Source organism: Kosakonia oryzendophytica (genome assembly GCF_900094925.1).
Taxonomy (GTDB): Bacteria; Pseudomonadota; Gammaproteobacteria; order Enterobacterales; family Enterobacteriaceae; genus Kosakonia; species Kosakonia oryzendophytica.
This window is the reverse complement of sequence record NZ_FMAY01000015.1, coordinates 71,901-86,654: the sequence shown is the minus strand read 5'-3', so window position 1 is coordinate 86,654 and position 14,754 is coordinate 71,901. Positions and strand designations below refer to the sequence as shown.

Genomic DNA, 14,754 nt, shown 5'->3' with positions numbered 1-14,754 from the left:
CTGCTACTGCGAGTAGAATATTGCCGCTTAACGTCGGGCTATGTATTTAACATCGTGCGTCGTTAAACCTGGGGTCGCTGAATTAGAGATCGGCGCCCTTTCATTTTTATTATTATTGGAGTTTAAAATGTCTCTAAGCGTTGAAGCTAAAGCGAAAATCGTTTCCGAGTTTGGTCGTGGTTCTAACGACAGCGGTTCTACCGAAGTTCAGGTTGCACTGCTGACTGCTCAGATCAACCACCTGCAGGGTCACTTTGCAGAGCACAAAAAAGATCACCACAGCCGTCGTGGTCTGCTGCGCATGGTTTCTCAGCGTCGTAAACTGCTCGACTACCTGAAACGTAAAGACGTTGCACGCTACACCGCGCTGATCGAGCGTCTGGGTCTGCGTCGCTAAGTCTGGCGAGTTTCAAGAAGGGGCCTTCAAGGCCCCTTTTTTCAACCAGGCGGCAGCAATTGGCAGTAAACTAATGTATTGTTGCCATGTATGATCTTCGTTGCAGAGGTTCGCGCGGCTAATGAGAGGCTTTATCCGCAATGGGGCGGGTCAGGGTTGTCATTAGTCGCGAGGATGCAAGAAGGTCCGGTTAAATACTCAGCACGCCAGCGGTGTGCTGATATTCATTAAGAAAGGATAGAATTTTGCTGAATCCGATCGTTCGTAAATTCCAGTATGGCCAACACACCGTCACGCTGGAAACTGGCATGATGGCCCGTCAGGCCACCGCTGCCGTAATGGTAAGCATGGATGACACCGCCGTATTCGTTACTGTTGTTGGTCAGAAAAAAGCTAAACCAGGTCAGGACTTTTTCCCACTGACCGTTAACTATCAGGAGCGTACTTACGCTGCAGGTAAAATCCCTGGTGGTTTCTTTCGTCGTGAAGGCCGTCCGAGCGAAGGCGAAACCCTGATTGCGCGTCTGATTGACCGCCCGGTTCGTCCGCTGTTCCCGGAAGGTTTCGTTAACGAAGTTCAGGTTATTGCTACTGTTGTTTCCGTTAACCCGCAGGTTAACCCGGACATCGTATCGATGATCGGTGCTTCTGCTGCGCTGTCTCTGTCTGGTATCCCGTTTAACGGCCCAATCGGTGCGGCTCGCGTTGGTTATATCAACGACCAGTACGTGCTGAACCCGACTCAGGAAGAGCTGAAAGCAAGTAAGCTGGATCTGGTCGTTGCCGGTACTGAAGCCGCGGTTCTGATGGTTGAATCCGAAGCAGAACTGCTGAGCGAAGACCAGATGCTGGGCGCAGTGGTATTTGGCCACGACCAGCAGCAGGTTGTTATCCAGAACATCAACGAGCTGGTGAAAGAAGCTGGCAAACCGCGCTGGGATTGGCAGCCGGAAGCAGTAAACGAAGCGTTAAATGCGCGTGTTGCTGCGCTGGCGGAATCTCGTCTGAGCGATGCTTACCGCATCACTGACAAACAAGAGCGTTATGCTCAGGTTGACGTGATCAAGTCTGAAACTATCGCGACGCTGGTTGCTGAAGACGAAACGCTGGATGCTAACGAGCTGGGTGAAATCCTGCACGCTATCGAGAAAAAGGTTGTGCGTAGCCGCGTACTGGCTGGCGAACCGCGTATCGATGGTCGCGAAAAAGACATGATCCGTGGTCTGGACGTTCGCACTGGCGTACTGCCGCGTACTCACGGTTCAGCACTGTTCACCCGTGGTGAAACGCAGGCGCTAGTGACCGCAACGCTGGGTACCGCACGTGATGCACAGATCATCGATGAACTGATGGGCGAGCGTACTGATTCCTTCCTGTTCCATTACAACTTCCCTCCGTACTCCGTAGGCGAAACCGGGATGGTGGGTTCGCCGAAACGTCGTGAAATTGGTCACGGTCGTCTGGCGAAACGCGGCGTACTGGCAGTCATGCCGGATGCAGAAAAATTCCCGTACACCGTGCGCGTGGTTTCTGAAATCACCGAATCTAACGGTTCTTCCTCCATGGCATCTGTGTGCGGCGCATCTCTGGCGCTGATGGACGCTGGCGTGCCGGTGAAAGCGGCCGTAGCTGGTATCGCAATGGGTCTGGTGAAAGAAGGCGACAACTTTGTTGTTCTGTCTGATATCCTGGGCGATGAAGACCACCTGGGCGATATGGACTTCAAAGTTGCGGGTTCCCGCGACGGTATCTCTGCGCTGCAGATGGATATCAAAATTGAAGGTATCACCAAAGAGATCATGCAGGTTGCGCTGAATCAGGCGAAAGGCGCACGTTTGCATATTCTGGGCGTGATGGAGCAGGCGATTAACGCGCCACGCGGCGATATTTCTGAATTCGCACCGCGTATCCATACCATCAAGATCAATCCGGACAAGATCAAAGACGTGATCGGTAAAGGCGGCTCCGTGATCCGCGCGCTGACCGAAGAAACCGGCACAACCATTGAAATCGAAGATGACGGTACCGTGAAAATTGCGGCAACCGACGGCGATAAAGCAAAACATGCTATCCGCCGTATCGAAGAGATCACCGCTGAGATCGAAGTGGGCCGCATCTATAACGGTAAAGTGACCCGTATCGTTGACTTTGGCGCGTTTGTTGCCATCGGCGGCGGTAAAGAAGGTCTGGTGCATATTTCTCAGATCGCTGACAAGCGTGTTGAGAAAGTGACCGACTATCTGCAGATGGGCCAGGAAGTGCCGGTGAAAGTTCTGGAAGTTGATCGCCAGGGCCGTATCCGTCTGAGCATTAAAGAAGCAACTGAGCAAACTCAGCCTGCTGAAGCGGCAGAAGCGCCGCAGGCAGAGCAGGGCGAGTAAGGTTGCCTTTGCCCTCCGCCTATGCGGAGGGCGTATTAGCAGGCAGGACGCCATGTTTGCAGCCGGGGGACAGGACGTTCATCCAATAGTTGTCTTCGGGAGTGGGAAATGAAGCCTTTTTTGCGCTGGTGTTTCGTTGCGACAGCTTTAACGCTGGCAGGATGCAGCAACTCTGCCTGGCGTAAGAGCGAAGTCCTCGCGGTGCCATTGCAACCGACTTTGCAGCAGGAAGTGATTCTGGCACGCATGGAACAAATTCTTGCCAGTCGGGCTTTAACCGATGACGAACGCGCACAGCTTTTATATGAGCGCGGAGTATTGTATGATAGCCTCGGTTTGAGAGCTTTGGCGCGGAATGATTTTTCACAAGCGCTTGCGATCAGACCCGATATGCCTGAAGTATTCAATTACTTAGGCATTTATTTAACGCAGGCAGGCAATTTTGATGCTGCCTATGAAGCGTTTGATTCTGTACTTGAGCTTGATCCAACTTACAACTACGCGCACTTGAATCGCGGTATCGCCTTGCATTACGGCGGTCGTGATAAGTTAGCGCAAGATGATCTGCTGGCGTTTTATCAAGACGATCCTAATGATCCTTTCCGCAGTCTGTGGCTTTACATCGTTGAGCGGAAGCTCGATGAGAAGCAGGCTAAAGAAGCACTGAAACAGCGCTTCGAAAAATCGGACCAGGAACAGTGGGGATGGAACATTGTCGAGTTCTACCTCGGCGACATTAGCGAAGCAACGCTAATGGATCGCCTGAAGGCAGACGCAACGGATAACACCTCGCTCGCTGAGCATCTCAGTGAAACCAACTTCTATTTAGGTAAGTACTACCTAAGTCTGGGGGATAAGGACAGCGCCACGGCACTGTTCAAACTGGCGGTTGCTAACAACGTACATAACTTTGTTGAGCACCGTTACGCATTGTTGGAATTAGCGCTCTTGGGCCAGGAGCACGACGACCTGGCAGAATCGGACCAGCAATAGCTGACGAACACATCAGCCCGTAATCTCTTTTGATTGCCATCACCTTCACGGGTGAGGGCTTTATTGTTCGTTAATTAACCTACTTTGAGCCGGTTCACACTTTTCAATGAAAATTGCTAATTTTTTTCACGATGAGTTATGTAGACTGGCCGCCAATGACATAGAGGCACTTGTACTACATGGCTGAATTCGAAACCACTTTTGCAGATCTGGGCCTGAAGGCTCCTATCCTTGAAGCCCTTAACGATCTCGGTTACGAAAAACCATCTCCGATCCAGGCTGAGTGCATTCCGCACCTGCTTTCTGGTCGTGACGTGCTGGGTATGGCCCAGACTGGTAGTGGTAAAACCGCAGCGTTTTCCCTGCCACTGCTTAACAACATCGATCCGGACCTGCGTGCGCCGCAGATCCTCGTGCTCGCTCCGACCCGCGAACTGGCGGTTCAGGTCGCTGAAGCGATGACCGATTTCTCTAAACATATGCGCGGTGTAAACGTGGTTGCTCTGTATGGCGGCCAGCGTTATGACGTGCAATTACGCGCCCTGCGTCAGGGGCCGCAGATCGTCGTCGGTACGCCGGGTCGTCTGTTGGATCACCTGAAACGCGGTACGCTGGATCTCTCTAAACTGAGCGGTCTGGTACTGGATGAAGCCGACGAAATGCTGCGTATGGGCTTTATCGAAGACGTAGAAACCATCATGGCGCAGATCCCGGAAGGTCATCAGACCGCGCTGTTCTCTGCAACCATGCCGGAAGCTATCCGTCGCATCACCCGCCGCTTTATGAAAGAGCCGCAGGAAGTGCGCATTCAGTCCAGCGTTACCACGCGCCCGGACATCAGCCAGAGCTACTGGACGGTGTATGGCATGCGTAAAAATGAAGCGTTGGTTCGCTTCCTGGAAGCGGAAGATTTTGATGCGGCGATCATTTTCGTGCGTACCAAAAACGCAACGCTGGAAGTGGCGGAAGCGCTGGAGCGTAACGGCTATAACAGCGCCGCGCTGAACGGTGACATGAACCAGGCGCTGCGTGAGCAGACGCTGGAACGCCTGAAAGATGGTCGTCTCGATATCCTGATTGCGACCGACGTTGCGGCGCGTGGTCTGGATGTTGAACGCATCAGCCTGGTTGTCAACTATGACATCCCGATGGATTCTGAATCCTACGTTCACCGTATTGGCCGTACCGGTCGTGCGGGTCGTGCTGGTCGCGCGCTGCTGTTCGTTGAGAACCGCGAACGCCGCCTGCTGCGCAATATCGAACGTACGATGAAGCTGACCATTCCGGAAGTAGAGCTGCCGAACGCAGAACTGCTGGGTAAACGCCGTTTGGAAAAATTTGCCGCAAAAGTACAGCAGCAACTGGAAAGCAGCGATCTGGACCAGTACCGTGCGCTGCTGGCGAAAATCCAGCCTTCTTCTGAAGAAGAGATGGATATCGAAACGCTGGCCGCTGCACTGCTGAAAATGGCGCAGGGCGAACGTCCGCTGATTCTGCCGCCGGATGCGCCGATGCGTCCGCGTCGCGAATTCCGTGAGCGTGATGACCGTTTCGAACGCCGTGGCGATCGTAACGATCGTGGCCCGCGTGGCGACCGTCCGGAACGTGGTGGTGAAGATCGTCCGCGTCGTGAGCGTCGTGATGTTGGTGAAATGGAACTGTACCGCATTGAAGTGGGCCGTGATGACGGTGTTGAAGTTCGTCATATCGTTGGCGCTATCGCTAACGAAGGCGACATCAGCAGCCGCTACATCGGTAACATCAAACTGTTTGGCACCCACTCCACTATCGAGCTGCCGAAAGGCATGCCGGGCGAAGTGCTTCAGCACTTTACCCGCACGCGTATTCTGAACAAGCCGATGAATATGCAACTGCTGGGCGATGCGCAGCCGCGTGAACGTAGCGAACGTCGCGGTGGTGGTGAGCGTCGTGGCGGTGGTTTCGGTGGCGAGCGTCGTGAAGGCGGTCGCGGTGGTGAAGGTCGCCGTTTCAGCGGTGAGCGTCAGGAAGGCCGTGGTTTCGGTGGCGAACGTCGTGCACCGCGCCGCGATCGTGATGACAGCGCTCCACGTCGTCGTAACGATGCGTAATTAACGCTGATTCTTCTGCGTTACAGGTCGTAAAGAAAAAGATACAGCCCCGGTCGAAATGATTGGGGCTTTTTTTATCTGTAATGTACTCCTGTACTGGTACAATGCAGCGGTTCCATTTCCGGCATTGCATCACCACAGGAGAATTTTTCAGATGTCGACACTGACAACCACACAGGCTTCCCCTTCGCTGTTCGGCGGGGTCGTGATCATCGGCGGTACGATCATTGGCGCAGGCATGTTTTCGCTGCCAGTGGTGATGTCCGGCGCGTGGTTCTTCTGGTCGCTTCTGGCGCTCGTTTTTACCTGGTTTTGCATGTTGCACTCCGGGTTGATGATCCTCGAAGCGAACCTGAACTATCGCAGCGGTGCGAGCTTTGACACGATCACCAAAGATCTGCTGGGTAAAGGCTGGAACCTGGTGAATGGTGTGTCCATTGCTTTTGTGCTTTATATCCTGACCTACGCCTATATTTCGGCAAGTGGTTCTATTCTGCACCACACCTTCTCAGAGCTATCGCTGAATGTTCCGGCGCGGCTGGCGGGATTCTGCTTTGCACTGGGAGTGGCATTTATCGTCTGGCTCTCAACCCATGCAGTCAGCCGAATGACCGCGATTGTGTTGGGTGCGAAAGTGATCACGTTCTTTCTGACTTTCGGCAGCTTGCTCGGGCATGTGCAGCCCGCCACGCTGTTGAATGTGGCGCAAAGTGACACCTCCTATACGCCCTACTTATTGATGACCCTGCCTTTCTGTCTGGCCTCATTCGGTTATCACGGCAATGTACCAAGCCTGATGAAGTACTACGGTAAGGATCCGCGCACCATCATCCGTTGCCTGGTCTACGGAACGCTGCTGGCGTTGGGGCTGTACGTTATCTGGTTGCTGGTGACCATGGGCAATATTCCGCGCCCGGCGTTTATCGATATCGCGGCGAAGGGCGGCAATATTGATGTCTTGGTACAGGCGTTGAGCGGTGTGCTGAATAGCCGCAGTCTGGATCTGCTGCTGGTGATTTTCTCGAATTTTGCCGTCGCCAGTTCTTTCCTCGGTGTCACGCTGGGGCTGTTTGACTATCTGGCGGATTTGTTCAACGTTGATGACTCCCCGTTAGGGCGTTTTAAAACCGCACTGCTGACATTCACGCCACCGATCATTGGCGGTGTGCTCTGGCCGAATGGTTTTTTATACGCCATTGGGTATGCGGGGCTGGCCGCGACCATCTGGGCGGCCATTGTGCCGGCCTTGCTGGCAAATGCATCCCGTAAACGCTTTGGCAGCCCGATTTTCCGCGTGTGGGGCGGAAAGCCGATGATTGTATTGATCCTGTTGTTTGGCGCGGGCAACGCGGTGGTACATCTGCTTTCCAGCTTTAATCTGTTGCCGGTTTATCAGTAGCATAAAGCAGGGCGGCGTAGCTTCTGGCCTGCGCCACCCGGTGAAACGCTAACCCAGAAGCTCTTCTTTCACCTGCATGGCCAGCTCGAAAGAGTGCAGCCGCGCCTGGTGATCAAAAATCTGCCCATTAACCATAATCTCGTCCGCGTCCGTTTCCCGCAGAATGGATTCCAGACCGTGGCGTACCTTCGCCTTATCGCCCACCAGTGACATACTTAATGCTTGCTGCACGCCGTATTGCTCTGCTGGCGACCAGAATTGATCCATACTCTCGATAGGCGGCGGCAGTTGCGCACTTTCGCCACGGCGCAGTTTCACAAAGGCCTGCTGCATGGAGGTAAACAGGAATTCCGCATCGCGGTTGCTGTCGGCGGCGACAATATTGATGCACACCATCGCGTACGGTTTTTCCAGTCGCTCAGAAGGTTTGAAATTGGAGCGGTAGAGATGCAGCGCCTGGAACAGCATATCCGGCGCAAAATGCGAGGCAAACGCAAACGGCAGACCAAGCTGTGCAGCCAGTTGTGCGCTATACAGGCTGGAGCCCAGTAGCCAGACCGGGATCTTCTCACCATAGCCCGGAACCGGGCGCACGTGTGGGTTCGGATCGCGGGCATCAAACCAGTCCACCAGTTCCGCCACATCACGCGGGAAGTTATCAATATCGCCGCTCATATGTCGACGCAGCGCCATCATTGTGCGCTGATCGCTGCCAGGCGCACGACCCAGCCCAAGATCAATACGGCCAGGATAAAGCGTATTCAGCGTGCCGAACTGTTCCGCGATCACCAGTGGTGAATGATTAGGGAGCATAACGCCGCCGGAGCCCAGATGCAGGGTTTGCGTATTCGCCGCCAGATAGCCGATCAGCACCGATGTCGCCGCGCTGGCGATACCGGTCATATTGTGGTGCTCCGCCAGCCAGTAACGGTGATAACCGCGCTTTTCGGCGAGTTTTGCCAGATCCAGTGAGTGCGTAAACGCCTCACGAGCGCTGGAGTGTTGCGGGATCGGCGCCAGATCGAGCACCGAAAAAGGAAGGGTTTTATCAGCCATAAAAACTCACTTTGCTACAGCATCGTCATCAGATTGAAGGTCTTCTTCCAGCCTGGCGCAATGTGCCGCGCCCGGCCAGAAAAGCTGCAACTTTTATAGTGCATTAACCTTTGCTGATTGCTGTTAACAACTTGAGCTTTTTTACTGTTGCAGTGCCAGACCCGGTAGCCTGCGCCAGTAGCCGTTACAGTCGCTGTTTGACGCCAGCGGCAGTGGCGCTGCGCCGGTTTCATTGCGACGAAACGCATCGAGCATGGCAAACGTGTCATTACCCATCGGTGACAGGCGCACCATATCCACAATCCCGTTCATTGATGTCAGTTCATTACCGAGATTGTAGACATAGCCGCTCATGGTCTGGATGCCATTGAGCACAAACACTTGCTGATTCTCCTGCGACAGCATGCTGCGTCCGTTCGGGTATTTAATACAGCAGGTTTCGCATTCATCTTTGGGGCGGTCTTCTGAACGCGCCGTAAAGCAGCGCGCGGAGTAGGCCAGCGGCAAATGACCGTAGCTGAGCACTTCCACTTCAAATTGTTGACGAATGCCCAGCGCATCGCACTGATCGAGCAGATTAATCAGCCAGTCGCGGGAAAGCTCCACCGGCATGCACCAGCGCACCATGCCTTGCTTCAGCAACAAGCGTAACGTCACGGCGTTATAGCAGTTGAGCGCATGCCCGGCGACAAACGGCAGCTTGCGGTCAGCGCACATATTCACCACGCCCAAATCGCTGGCTTCCAGCAGGAATTCGCCGTTATCGACATAGCGTTTGAGCTCGTTCAGTTCGGATGATGCTTGCACCAGCGCAAGGGTGGAAAGCACCACTTGTTTGCCGCTGGTCGCCAGCGCCTTCGCCATATCCAGCCAGTCGCCGACCTTGGTGGCGCGGCGCTTGCTGCAGACGGCTTCGCCAAGATAGATCACATCGGCAGTGCTGTTCGCCGCCTGGTGATAAAAGTCTTCCAGCGTCTCTTTTGACCAGTAGTAAAGCACTGGCCCTAATGAATATTTCATGTTCTACCTACTGCCATTTACGGTGGTACGCACCAAGGGTGGTTTGTGTACCTTCAGACATTGCTCCCAGCGTGTCCATCCACGCGGGCTGCGGCACGAAATGTTGCGGGGAAGCCATACAGCGATCAATTGCCTGACGCCACACTTTTGCCACCTGGCTCACATAGGCCGGGCTACGCTGACGCCCTTCGATTTTGACCGATGCGATGTTCGCCGCCAGCAGCTCCGGCAGAAGCTCCAGCGTGTTCAGGCTGGTGGGCTCTTCCAGCGCGTGGTAGCGCTCGCCATCCACCAGATAACGCCCTTTGCACAGGGTTGGGTAACCCGCGTTTTCGCCATCCTGATAACGATCAATCAGTACCTCGTTGAGGCGTGATTCCAGCCCCTGCGGGGTTTGCTGCCAACGGACAAAGCGCGCCGGGGAGCATGCGCCCACGGTATTCGGCGATTCACCCGTCAGATAAGAGGAGAGGTAGCAGCGTCCTTCCGCCATAATGCACAGGCTGCCAAAAGCGAACACTTCCAGCGGCACGGGAGTCACGCGAGCCAGTTGTTTAACCTGGTGGATAGATAACACACGCGGCAGCACGACGCGGGCAACATCAAAGTGGCGGTGATAAAAGCGAATAGCCTCTTCATTGGTCGCAGAAGCCTGCACGGAAACATGGCGTTCAATGTGCGGATAACGCTCGGTGGCATACTCCAGCATCGCCAGATCCGCCAGGATCAACGCATCGGCACCAATTTGCGCTGCCATATCCACCGCACGCTCCCAGCGTGAGTAGCCATCCGGATGCGCAAAGGTGTTGATGGCAATATGCAGCTTGCGGCGGTGCTGATGCACAAAACTGACCGCCTCCTGGAGTTTTTTCTCCGTAAAATTGAGTCCGGCAAAATGGCGGGCGTTGGTGTCATCTTTCAGGCCGATATAGACAGCGTCGGCACCGTTTTCGATGGCCGCCTTCAATGCCGGAAGGTTTCCGGCAGGGCAGAGCAACTCCATAGTGTATCCTGCAATCGGGGGCGCAGTGGCCAGGTCGTACCCCTGGGGGCGCTAATTGTTAACGAACTGGGATTTTAGTTAACCTGTCTGCGACAATTCTTGATTTGAGGCAGTTAAATGTGTATTGGCAATACCAATAATCGGGGCCGATTTATTGTGGAATTGTTGATTTGCGCCGCTATGTCATTTCATTGATGTGGCAAAATAGCAGTCATTATCATTTCAGGGAGTAAAGCTCGTGTTGGAAAAATTGCGTTCACATCTTGTTCACTTTGGTCCGTCGTTACTGAGTGTGCCGGTTAAGCTGACGCCTTTCGCCATCAAGCGCCAGGTCCTGGAGCAGGTGCTGCGCTGGCAGTTCCAACAGGCTCTGGCGGACGGAGAGCTTGAGTTTCTGGAAGGCCGCTGGTTAAGTATTCAGGTTCGTGATATTGGCCTGACGTGGTATACCTCTGTGGAGGACGGGCGGTTGATCGTGCGCGAATCGGCGGACGCCGATGTGAGCTTCAGCGCAGATGCCAGTGATTTGCTGATGATAGCCGCACGCAAACAGGATCCGGATACACTCTTCTTCCAGCGCCGACTGGTCATTGAAGGGGATACGGAGCTTGGGCTTTACGTCAAGAATTTGATGGACGCCATTGAACTGGAGCAGATGCCAAAACCCCTGCGGGTGATGCTGTTGCAGTTGGCGGAATTTGTTGAGGCTGGCCTGCAAGCGCCGCCTGCAACGACACAACCTTCTGTAGGTGAGCCATGCTGATTAGAGTTGAAATTCCCATTGATGCGCCGGGTATCGACGCGTTGCTCCGGCGCAGCTTTGGCGGTGAGGGCGAAGCCCGGCTGGTGCACGACCTGCGCGAAGACGGTTTGATCACGCTGGGATTTGTCGCAACCGATGATGAAGGGCAAGTGATTGGCTATGTTGCATTCAGCCCGGTCACGGTTGAGGGCGAGGAACTGCAATGGGTCGGGCTTGCACCGCTGGCGGTGGACGAGCAGTACCGCGGTCAGGGTATTGCGCGGCAGCTGGTGTACGAAGGGCTGGATTCGCTGAATGAATTTGGCTATGCGGCGGCTGTGACACTGGGCGATCCAGCTTTCTACAGCCGTCTCGGTTTTGAAAACGCGGCGCAGCACGGCCTGCATTGCCGTTGGCCGGACACCGAATCTGCGTTTTTGGTGCACCGCCTGGCCGACGATGCCTTACACGGTGTTCGCGGTCTGGTTGAGTATTCAGAGCACTTTAATCGCCTGTAACTGCAGACGATAGCAAACTCTCTCGCAGCGCTTCGAATGAGCCATCCCCGGCGACGAGGCGCTCTTTCTGGCGCTTGTTCAATTGCTTGATTCGGTATTCCAGCCGCAGCGCGATCGATTTGTCCCCCACTTGTGCTGAAAAGACCAGCTGCAGGGCACCTTTTCCCCGTAACGCTTTTGCCCCTTTTCCGTTTTGATGCTGCGTAAAGCGACGTGCGACATCGGTCGTAATGCCGGTGTAGAGGGTATTGTCTGGCGTACGAATAAGATAGAGAAACCAGGGCGTCATGGCAGTATTCATTATGTTAATGTGAACGGAAAAATAACACGAGGAAGGGCAAATATGGAGACTCTTGCGGCCATTAATCGCTGGCTGGCAAAACAGCATGTGGTGACCTGGTGCGTGGCGAACAGGGGAGAGTTATGGTGCGCCAATGCATTTTATTTCTATGATCCGCACGCCGTGGCGTTTTATGTCCTGAGTGAAGACCAGACGCGCCATGGGCAAATGACTGGCCTGAAAGCGCAGGTCGCCGGTACGGTAAACGGTCAACCGAAAACCGTGGCGTTAATCCGTGGTGTTCAGTTTGCCGGGGAGATCCGTCGGCTGGATGAAGAGGAAAGCGCGGCGCCGCGTGCGCAGTACAACCGTCGCTTTCCGGTAGCCCGCATGTTGTCAGCCCCGATGTGGGAAATTCGCCTCAACGAGGTGAAATTCACCGACAACACGCTGGGGTTTGGCAAAAAGCTTCACTGGGTCCGTGAATCAGGCGCCCAGTAAACGCAGTGCCTCGCGGTTGAAGGCCGGCAAATCATCGGGGGTTCGGCTGGTGACCAGTTGATCATTATCGATCACCACCTCCTGGTCATAAAATTCGCCCCCGGCATTTTTCACATCCACAACGATGGGTTTCACTGCCGTCAGCTTACGCCCTCTCACCACATCTGCGCTGATCAGCAGCTGTGGGCCATGGCAAATGGCGAAAACAGGTTTACCGGCGCTGATAAAGTCCCGCGTAAAGGTTACAAAGCGATCGTCCCCGCGCAGGTAATCCGGCGAATGCCCGCCCGGTAGTAACAGCGCATCAAAATCCGCCGGGCGAACGTCATCAATGGCTTTATCGATAACCACATCGGCTTCGCCTTTTTTACCGTGCACGGTTTTCCCGGCTTGTTTCTCAATGGTGATAACTTCATGTCCGGCTTTACGAAATTCCTGCGCCGGCGACGTGAATTCTGAATCTTCAAACTCGTCGGTGATCAAGACAGCAATTTTCTTGCTCATAATTCCTCCGTTGTTTTGGCTTCAGAGAGGCGAATTATTCATACTGATAATTCACCAGAACAGTAAGCCTGGTTCAGCGGGCGAGTATTGCAAGACAGATTCATCTGCAAAGGGGGGAGAGATGCAACGTATATTACTGACCGGGGCGACCGGTCTGGTGGGTGGGCATTTGCTGCGGCTACTGATTAATGAGCCGCGCATCACCGCCATTGCCGCACCGACCAGGCGCCCGTTGGATGACGTCGCGGGCGTGTTCAATCCCCACGATCCGCAATTAACCGACGCGCTGGCGCAGGTGACGGAACCCGTGGACACGGTGTTTTGCTGCCTTGGCACCACGCGGCGCGAAGCGGGCAGTAAAGAGGCATTCATCCATGCGGATTTCACGCTGGTGGTGGACACGGCGATCGCCGGTTTGCGACTGGGCGCGAAACAGATGCTGGTGGTCAGTGCCATGGGAGCCAATGCACGTTCCCCCTTTTTTTATAACCGGGTAAAAGGCGAAATGGAGAATGCGTTAATCGCGCAGGAGTGGCCTTCATTGACTATTGCCCGCCCGTCTATGCTGCTGGGGGATCGCCAGAAGACACGTGTTAATGAGTCGTTGCTGGCACCGCTTTTTCGTTTTCTACCGGGCAACTGGAAGTCAATCCGTGCGCAGGATGTCGCGCTGGCATTACTGACGCTGGCATTTTCGCCAGATAATCGTGGGGTGCAGATCATCAGGTCGGCGCAGCTTCGCGCGATCGCCGCTGAGCGTGCGTTTGCAAAATAGTATTTCCGGCGTACTATTCGCAGGCTCAAATCACTTTATCCCCGGGGATTGTTATGACTGGTCAGTCTTCATCTCAGGCGGCAGCCCGCTTTCAGTGGTGGAAACCCGCGCTGTTCTTTCTTGTTGTTATTGTTGGTCTTTGGTATGTGAAATGGCAGCCTTATTACGGCAAAGCCTTCACTGCTGCAGAAACACACAGTATTGGTAAATCTATTCTCGCACAGGCCGATGCCAGTCCGTTTAAAGCGGCATGGGATTACGCAATGGTCTATTTCCTTGCCGTCTGGAAAGCTGCCGTATTGGGCGTGCTGCTGGGATCGTTAATTCAGGTGTTGATCCCGCGTGACTGGTTGCTGCGGACGCTGGGGCAAAAACGCTTTAGCGGTACGCTCTTTGGCACGCTGTTCGCCTTACCTGGCATGATGTGCTCCTGCTGTGCTGCGCCGGTTGCCGCTGGTATGCGCCGCCAGCGTGTATCGATGGGCGGCGCACTGGCATTCTGGATGGGTAACCCGCTGCTGAATCCGGCTACGCTGGTGTTTATGGGGTTTGTGCTCGGCTGGCATTTTGCCGCTATTCGCCTTGTGGCGGGGCTGGTGACTGTCCTTGGCGTGGCGATGCTGGTGCAGGCGTTGGTGAAAGAGAACTCGCAGCAGGCGGACGCCGTGGATATCACGCTGCCGGAGCCGCAGGGCAGCTTTATGGCACGTTGGGGGAAAGCGCTGTGGCAGCTTTTCTGGAGCACCATTCCTGTTTATATTCTGGCTGTACTGGTGCTGGGCGCAGCGCGCGTCTGGTTGTTCCCGCATGCAGATGGCGCTATCGACAATACGTTGCTGTGGGTGATCGTGATGGCGGTTGTCGGCTGCCTGTTTGTCATTCCAACAGCCGCGGAAATCCCAATTGTTCAGACCATGATGCTGGCCGGTATGGGCATGGCACCTGCGCTGGCCTTGTTGATTACGTTACCGGCGGTGAGCTTGCCGTCGCTTATCATGCTGCGTAAATCATTCCCGGCGAAAGCCTTATGGATGACGGCGGGCCTGGTGGCGCTGTGTGGGATGATCACCGGAACGATTGCCCTGTTCTGATGAC

The 14,754-nt window shown here is 54.7% G+C and carries 16 protein-coding genes; 11 read left to right on the top strand and 5 right to left on the bottom strand.

Annotated elements, in window-relative coordinates; genetic code table 11:
- Nucleotides 1–127 precede the first annotated feature (127 nt).
- The 6 genes from rpsO (at nt 128) to mtr (ending at nt 7,260) form a co-directional block, all read left to right on the top strand.
- On the top strand, nt 128–397 hold the full coding sequence (gene rpsO, locus GA0061071_RS20645) for a 30S ribosomal protein S15 (protein WP_017457357.1): 270 nt from the start codon (nt 128–130) through the stop codon (nt 395–397).
- 245 nt (nt 398–642) lie between these two features.
- A complete protein-coding gene (gene pnp, locus GA0061071_RS20640) occupies nt 643–2,778 on the top strand; it encodes a polyribonucleotide nucleotidyltransferase (RefSeq protein WP_061493025.1) in 2,136 nt (711 codons plus the stop codon).
- Nucleotides 2,779–2,886: 108 nt separating this feature from the next.
- Nucleotides 2,887–3,771: a lipoprotein NlpI gene (nlpI, locus tag GA0061071_RS20635; RefSeq protein WP_061493026.1), complete on the top strand. Its 885-nt coding sequence runs from the start codon at nt 2,887–2,889 to the stop codon at nt 3,769–3,771.
- 106 nt (nt 3,772–3,877) lie between these two features.
- Nucleotides 3,878–3,958 carry a protein YrbN gene (gene yrbN, locus GA0061071_RS23805; protein WP_097400725.1) on the top strand — a complete coding sequence of 27 codons (81 nt, stop codon included), beginning with the start codon at nt 3,878–3,880 and terminating at the stop codon, nt 3,956–3,958.
- A complete protein-coding gene (locus GA0061071_RS20630; protein ID WP_061493027.1) occupies nt 3,951–5,861 on the top strand; it encodes a DEAD/DEAH family ATP-dependent RNA helicase in 1,911 nt (636 codons plus the stop codon). Before yrbN ends, GA0061071_RS20630 begins: the two co-directional genes overlap by 8 nt.
- Nucleotides 5,862–6,015: 154 nt before the next feature.
- On the top strand, nt 6,016–7,260 hold the full coding sequence (gene mtr, locus GA0061071_RS20625; protein ID WP_061493028.1) for a tryptophan permease: 1,245 nt from the start codon (nt 6,016–6,018) through the stop codon (nt 7,258–7,260).
- A 48-nt stretch (nt 7,261–7,308) separates the two neighbouring features.
- On the opposite strand, the gene GA0061071_RS20620 is transcribed toward mtr, so the two are convergent.
- The 3 genes from GA0061071_RS20620 to ubiU all read right to left on the bottom strand — a co-directional run bounded on the left by GA0061071_RS20620 (nt 7,309) and on the right by ubiU (nt 10,339).
- Nucleotides 7,309–8,316 carry a luciferase-like monooxygenase gene (locus tag GA0061071_RS20620; RefSeq protein ID WP_061493029.1) on the bottom strand — a complete coding sequence of 336 codons (1,008 nt, stop codon included), beginning with the start codon at nt 8,314–8,316 and terminating at the stop codon, nt 7,309–7,311.
- A 141-nt stretch (nt 8,317–8,457) separates the two neighbouring features.
- The gene (locus GA0061071_RS20615) at nt 8,458–9,336 is read right to left on the bottom strand and encodes a U32 family peptidase (RefSeq protein WP_061493030.1); all 879 of its coding nucleotides are present in this window, start codon (nt 9,334–9,336) and stop codon (nt 8,458–8,460) included.
- 7 nt (nt 9,337–9,343) lie between these two features.
- Nucleotides 9,344–10,339: a ubiquinone anaerobic biosynthesis protein UbiU gene (ubiU, locus tag GA0061071_RS20610; protein ID WP_088237673.1), complete on the bottom strand. Its 996-nt coding sequence runs from the start codon at nt 10,337–10,339 to the stop codon at nt 9,344–9,346.
- A gap of 238 nt (nt 10,340–10,577) precedes the next feature.
- On the opposite strand from ubiU, the gene ubiT reads away from it, so the two are divergent.
- Together ubiT and GA0061071_RS20600 are read left to right on the top strand one after the other, a co-directional pair.
- On the top strand, nt 10,578–11,102 hold the full coding sequence (gene ubiT / locus GA0061071_RS20605; RefSeq protein ID WP_061493032.1) for a ubiquinone anaerobic biosynthesis accessory factor UbiT: 525 nt from the start codon (nt 10,578–10,580) through the stop codon (nt 11,100–11,102).
- The gene (locus GA0061071_RS20600) at nt 11,096–11,599 is read left to right on the top strand and encodes a GNAT family N-acetyltransferase (protein WP_088237674.1); all 504 of its coding nucleotides are present in this window, start codon (nt 11,096–11,098) and stop codon (nt 11,597–11,599) included. The genes ubiT and GA0061071_RS20600 overlap by 7 nt, the downstream gene beginning before the upstream one ends.
- Here the strand turns inward: GA0061071_RS20600 and GA0061071_RS20595 are convergent.
- Entirely contained in the window at nt 11,586–11,888 is a 303-nt protein-coding gene (locus GA0061071_RS20595; RefSeq protein ID WP_061493034.1) for a GIY-YIG nuclease family protein, read from the bottom strand. The two genes, GA0061071_RS20600 and GA0061071_RS20595, sit on opposite strands and share 14 nt — an antisense overlap.
- Before the next feature lie 54 nt (nt 11,889–11,942).
- Here GA0061071_RS20595 and GA0061071_RS20590 point away from each other — a divergent pair, with 54 nt between their 5' ends.
- Nucleotides 11,943–12,380, top strand: a complete 438-nt coding sequence (locus GA0061071_RS20590; protein ID WP_088237675.1) for a YhbP family protein — start codon at nt 11,943–11,945, stop codon at nt 12,378–12,380.
- On the opposite strand, the gene GA0061071_RS20585 is transcribed toward GA0061071_RS20590, so the two are convergent.
- On the bottom strand, nt 12,366–12,884 hold the full coding sequence (locus tag GA0061071_RS20585) for a type 1 glutamine amidotransferase (RefSeq protein ID WP_061493036.1): 519 nt from the start codon (nt 12,882–12,884) through the stop codon (nt 12,366–12,368). The two genes, GA0061071_RS20590 and GA0061071_RS20585, sit on opposite strands and share 15 nt — an antisense overlap.
- Nucleotides 12,885–13,005: 121 nt before the next feature.
- Between GA0061071_RS20585 and GA0061071_RS20580 the strand changes: the two genes are divergently transcribed.
- Both GA0061071_RS20580 and GA0061071_RS20575 read left to right on the top strand, forming a co-directional pair.
- The gene (locus tag GA0061071_RS20580) at nt 13,006–13,659 is read left to right on the top strand and encodes an NAD(P)H-binding protein (protein WP_088237676.1); all 654 of its coding nucleotides are present in this window, start codon (nt 13,006–13,008) and stop codon (nt 13,657–13,659) included.
- 53 nt (nt 13,660–13,712) lie between these two features.
- A complete protein-coding gene (locus GA0061071_RS20575; RefSeq protein WP_061493038.1) occupies nt 13,713–14,750 on the top strand; it encodes a permease in 1,038 nt (345 codons plus the stop codon).
- The last annotated feature ends 4 nt before the right edge of the window (nt 14,751–14,754 follow it).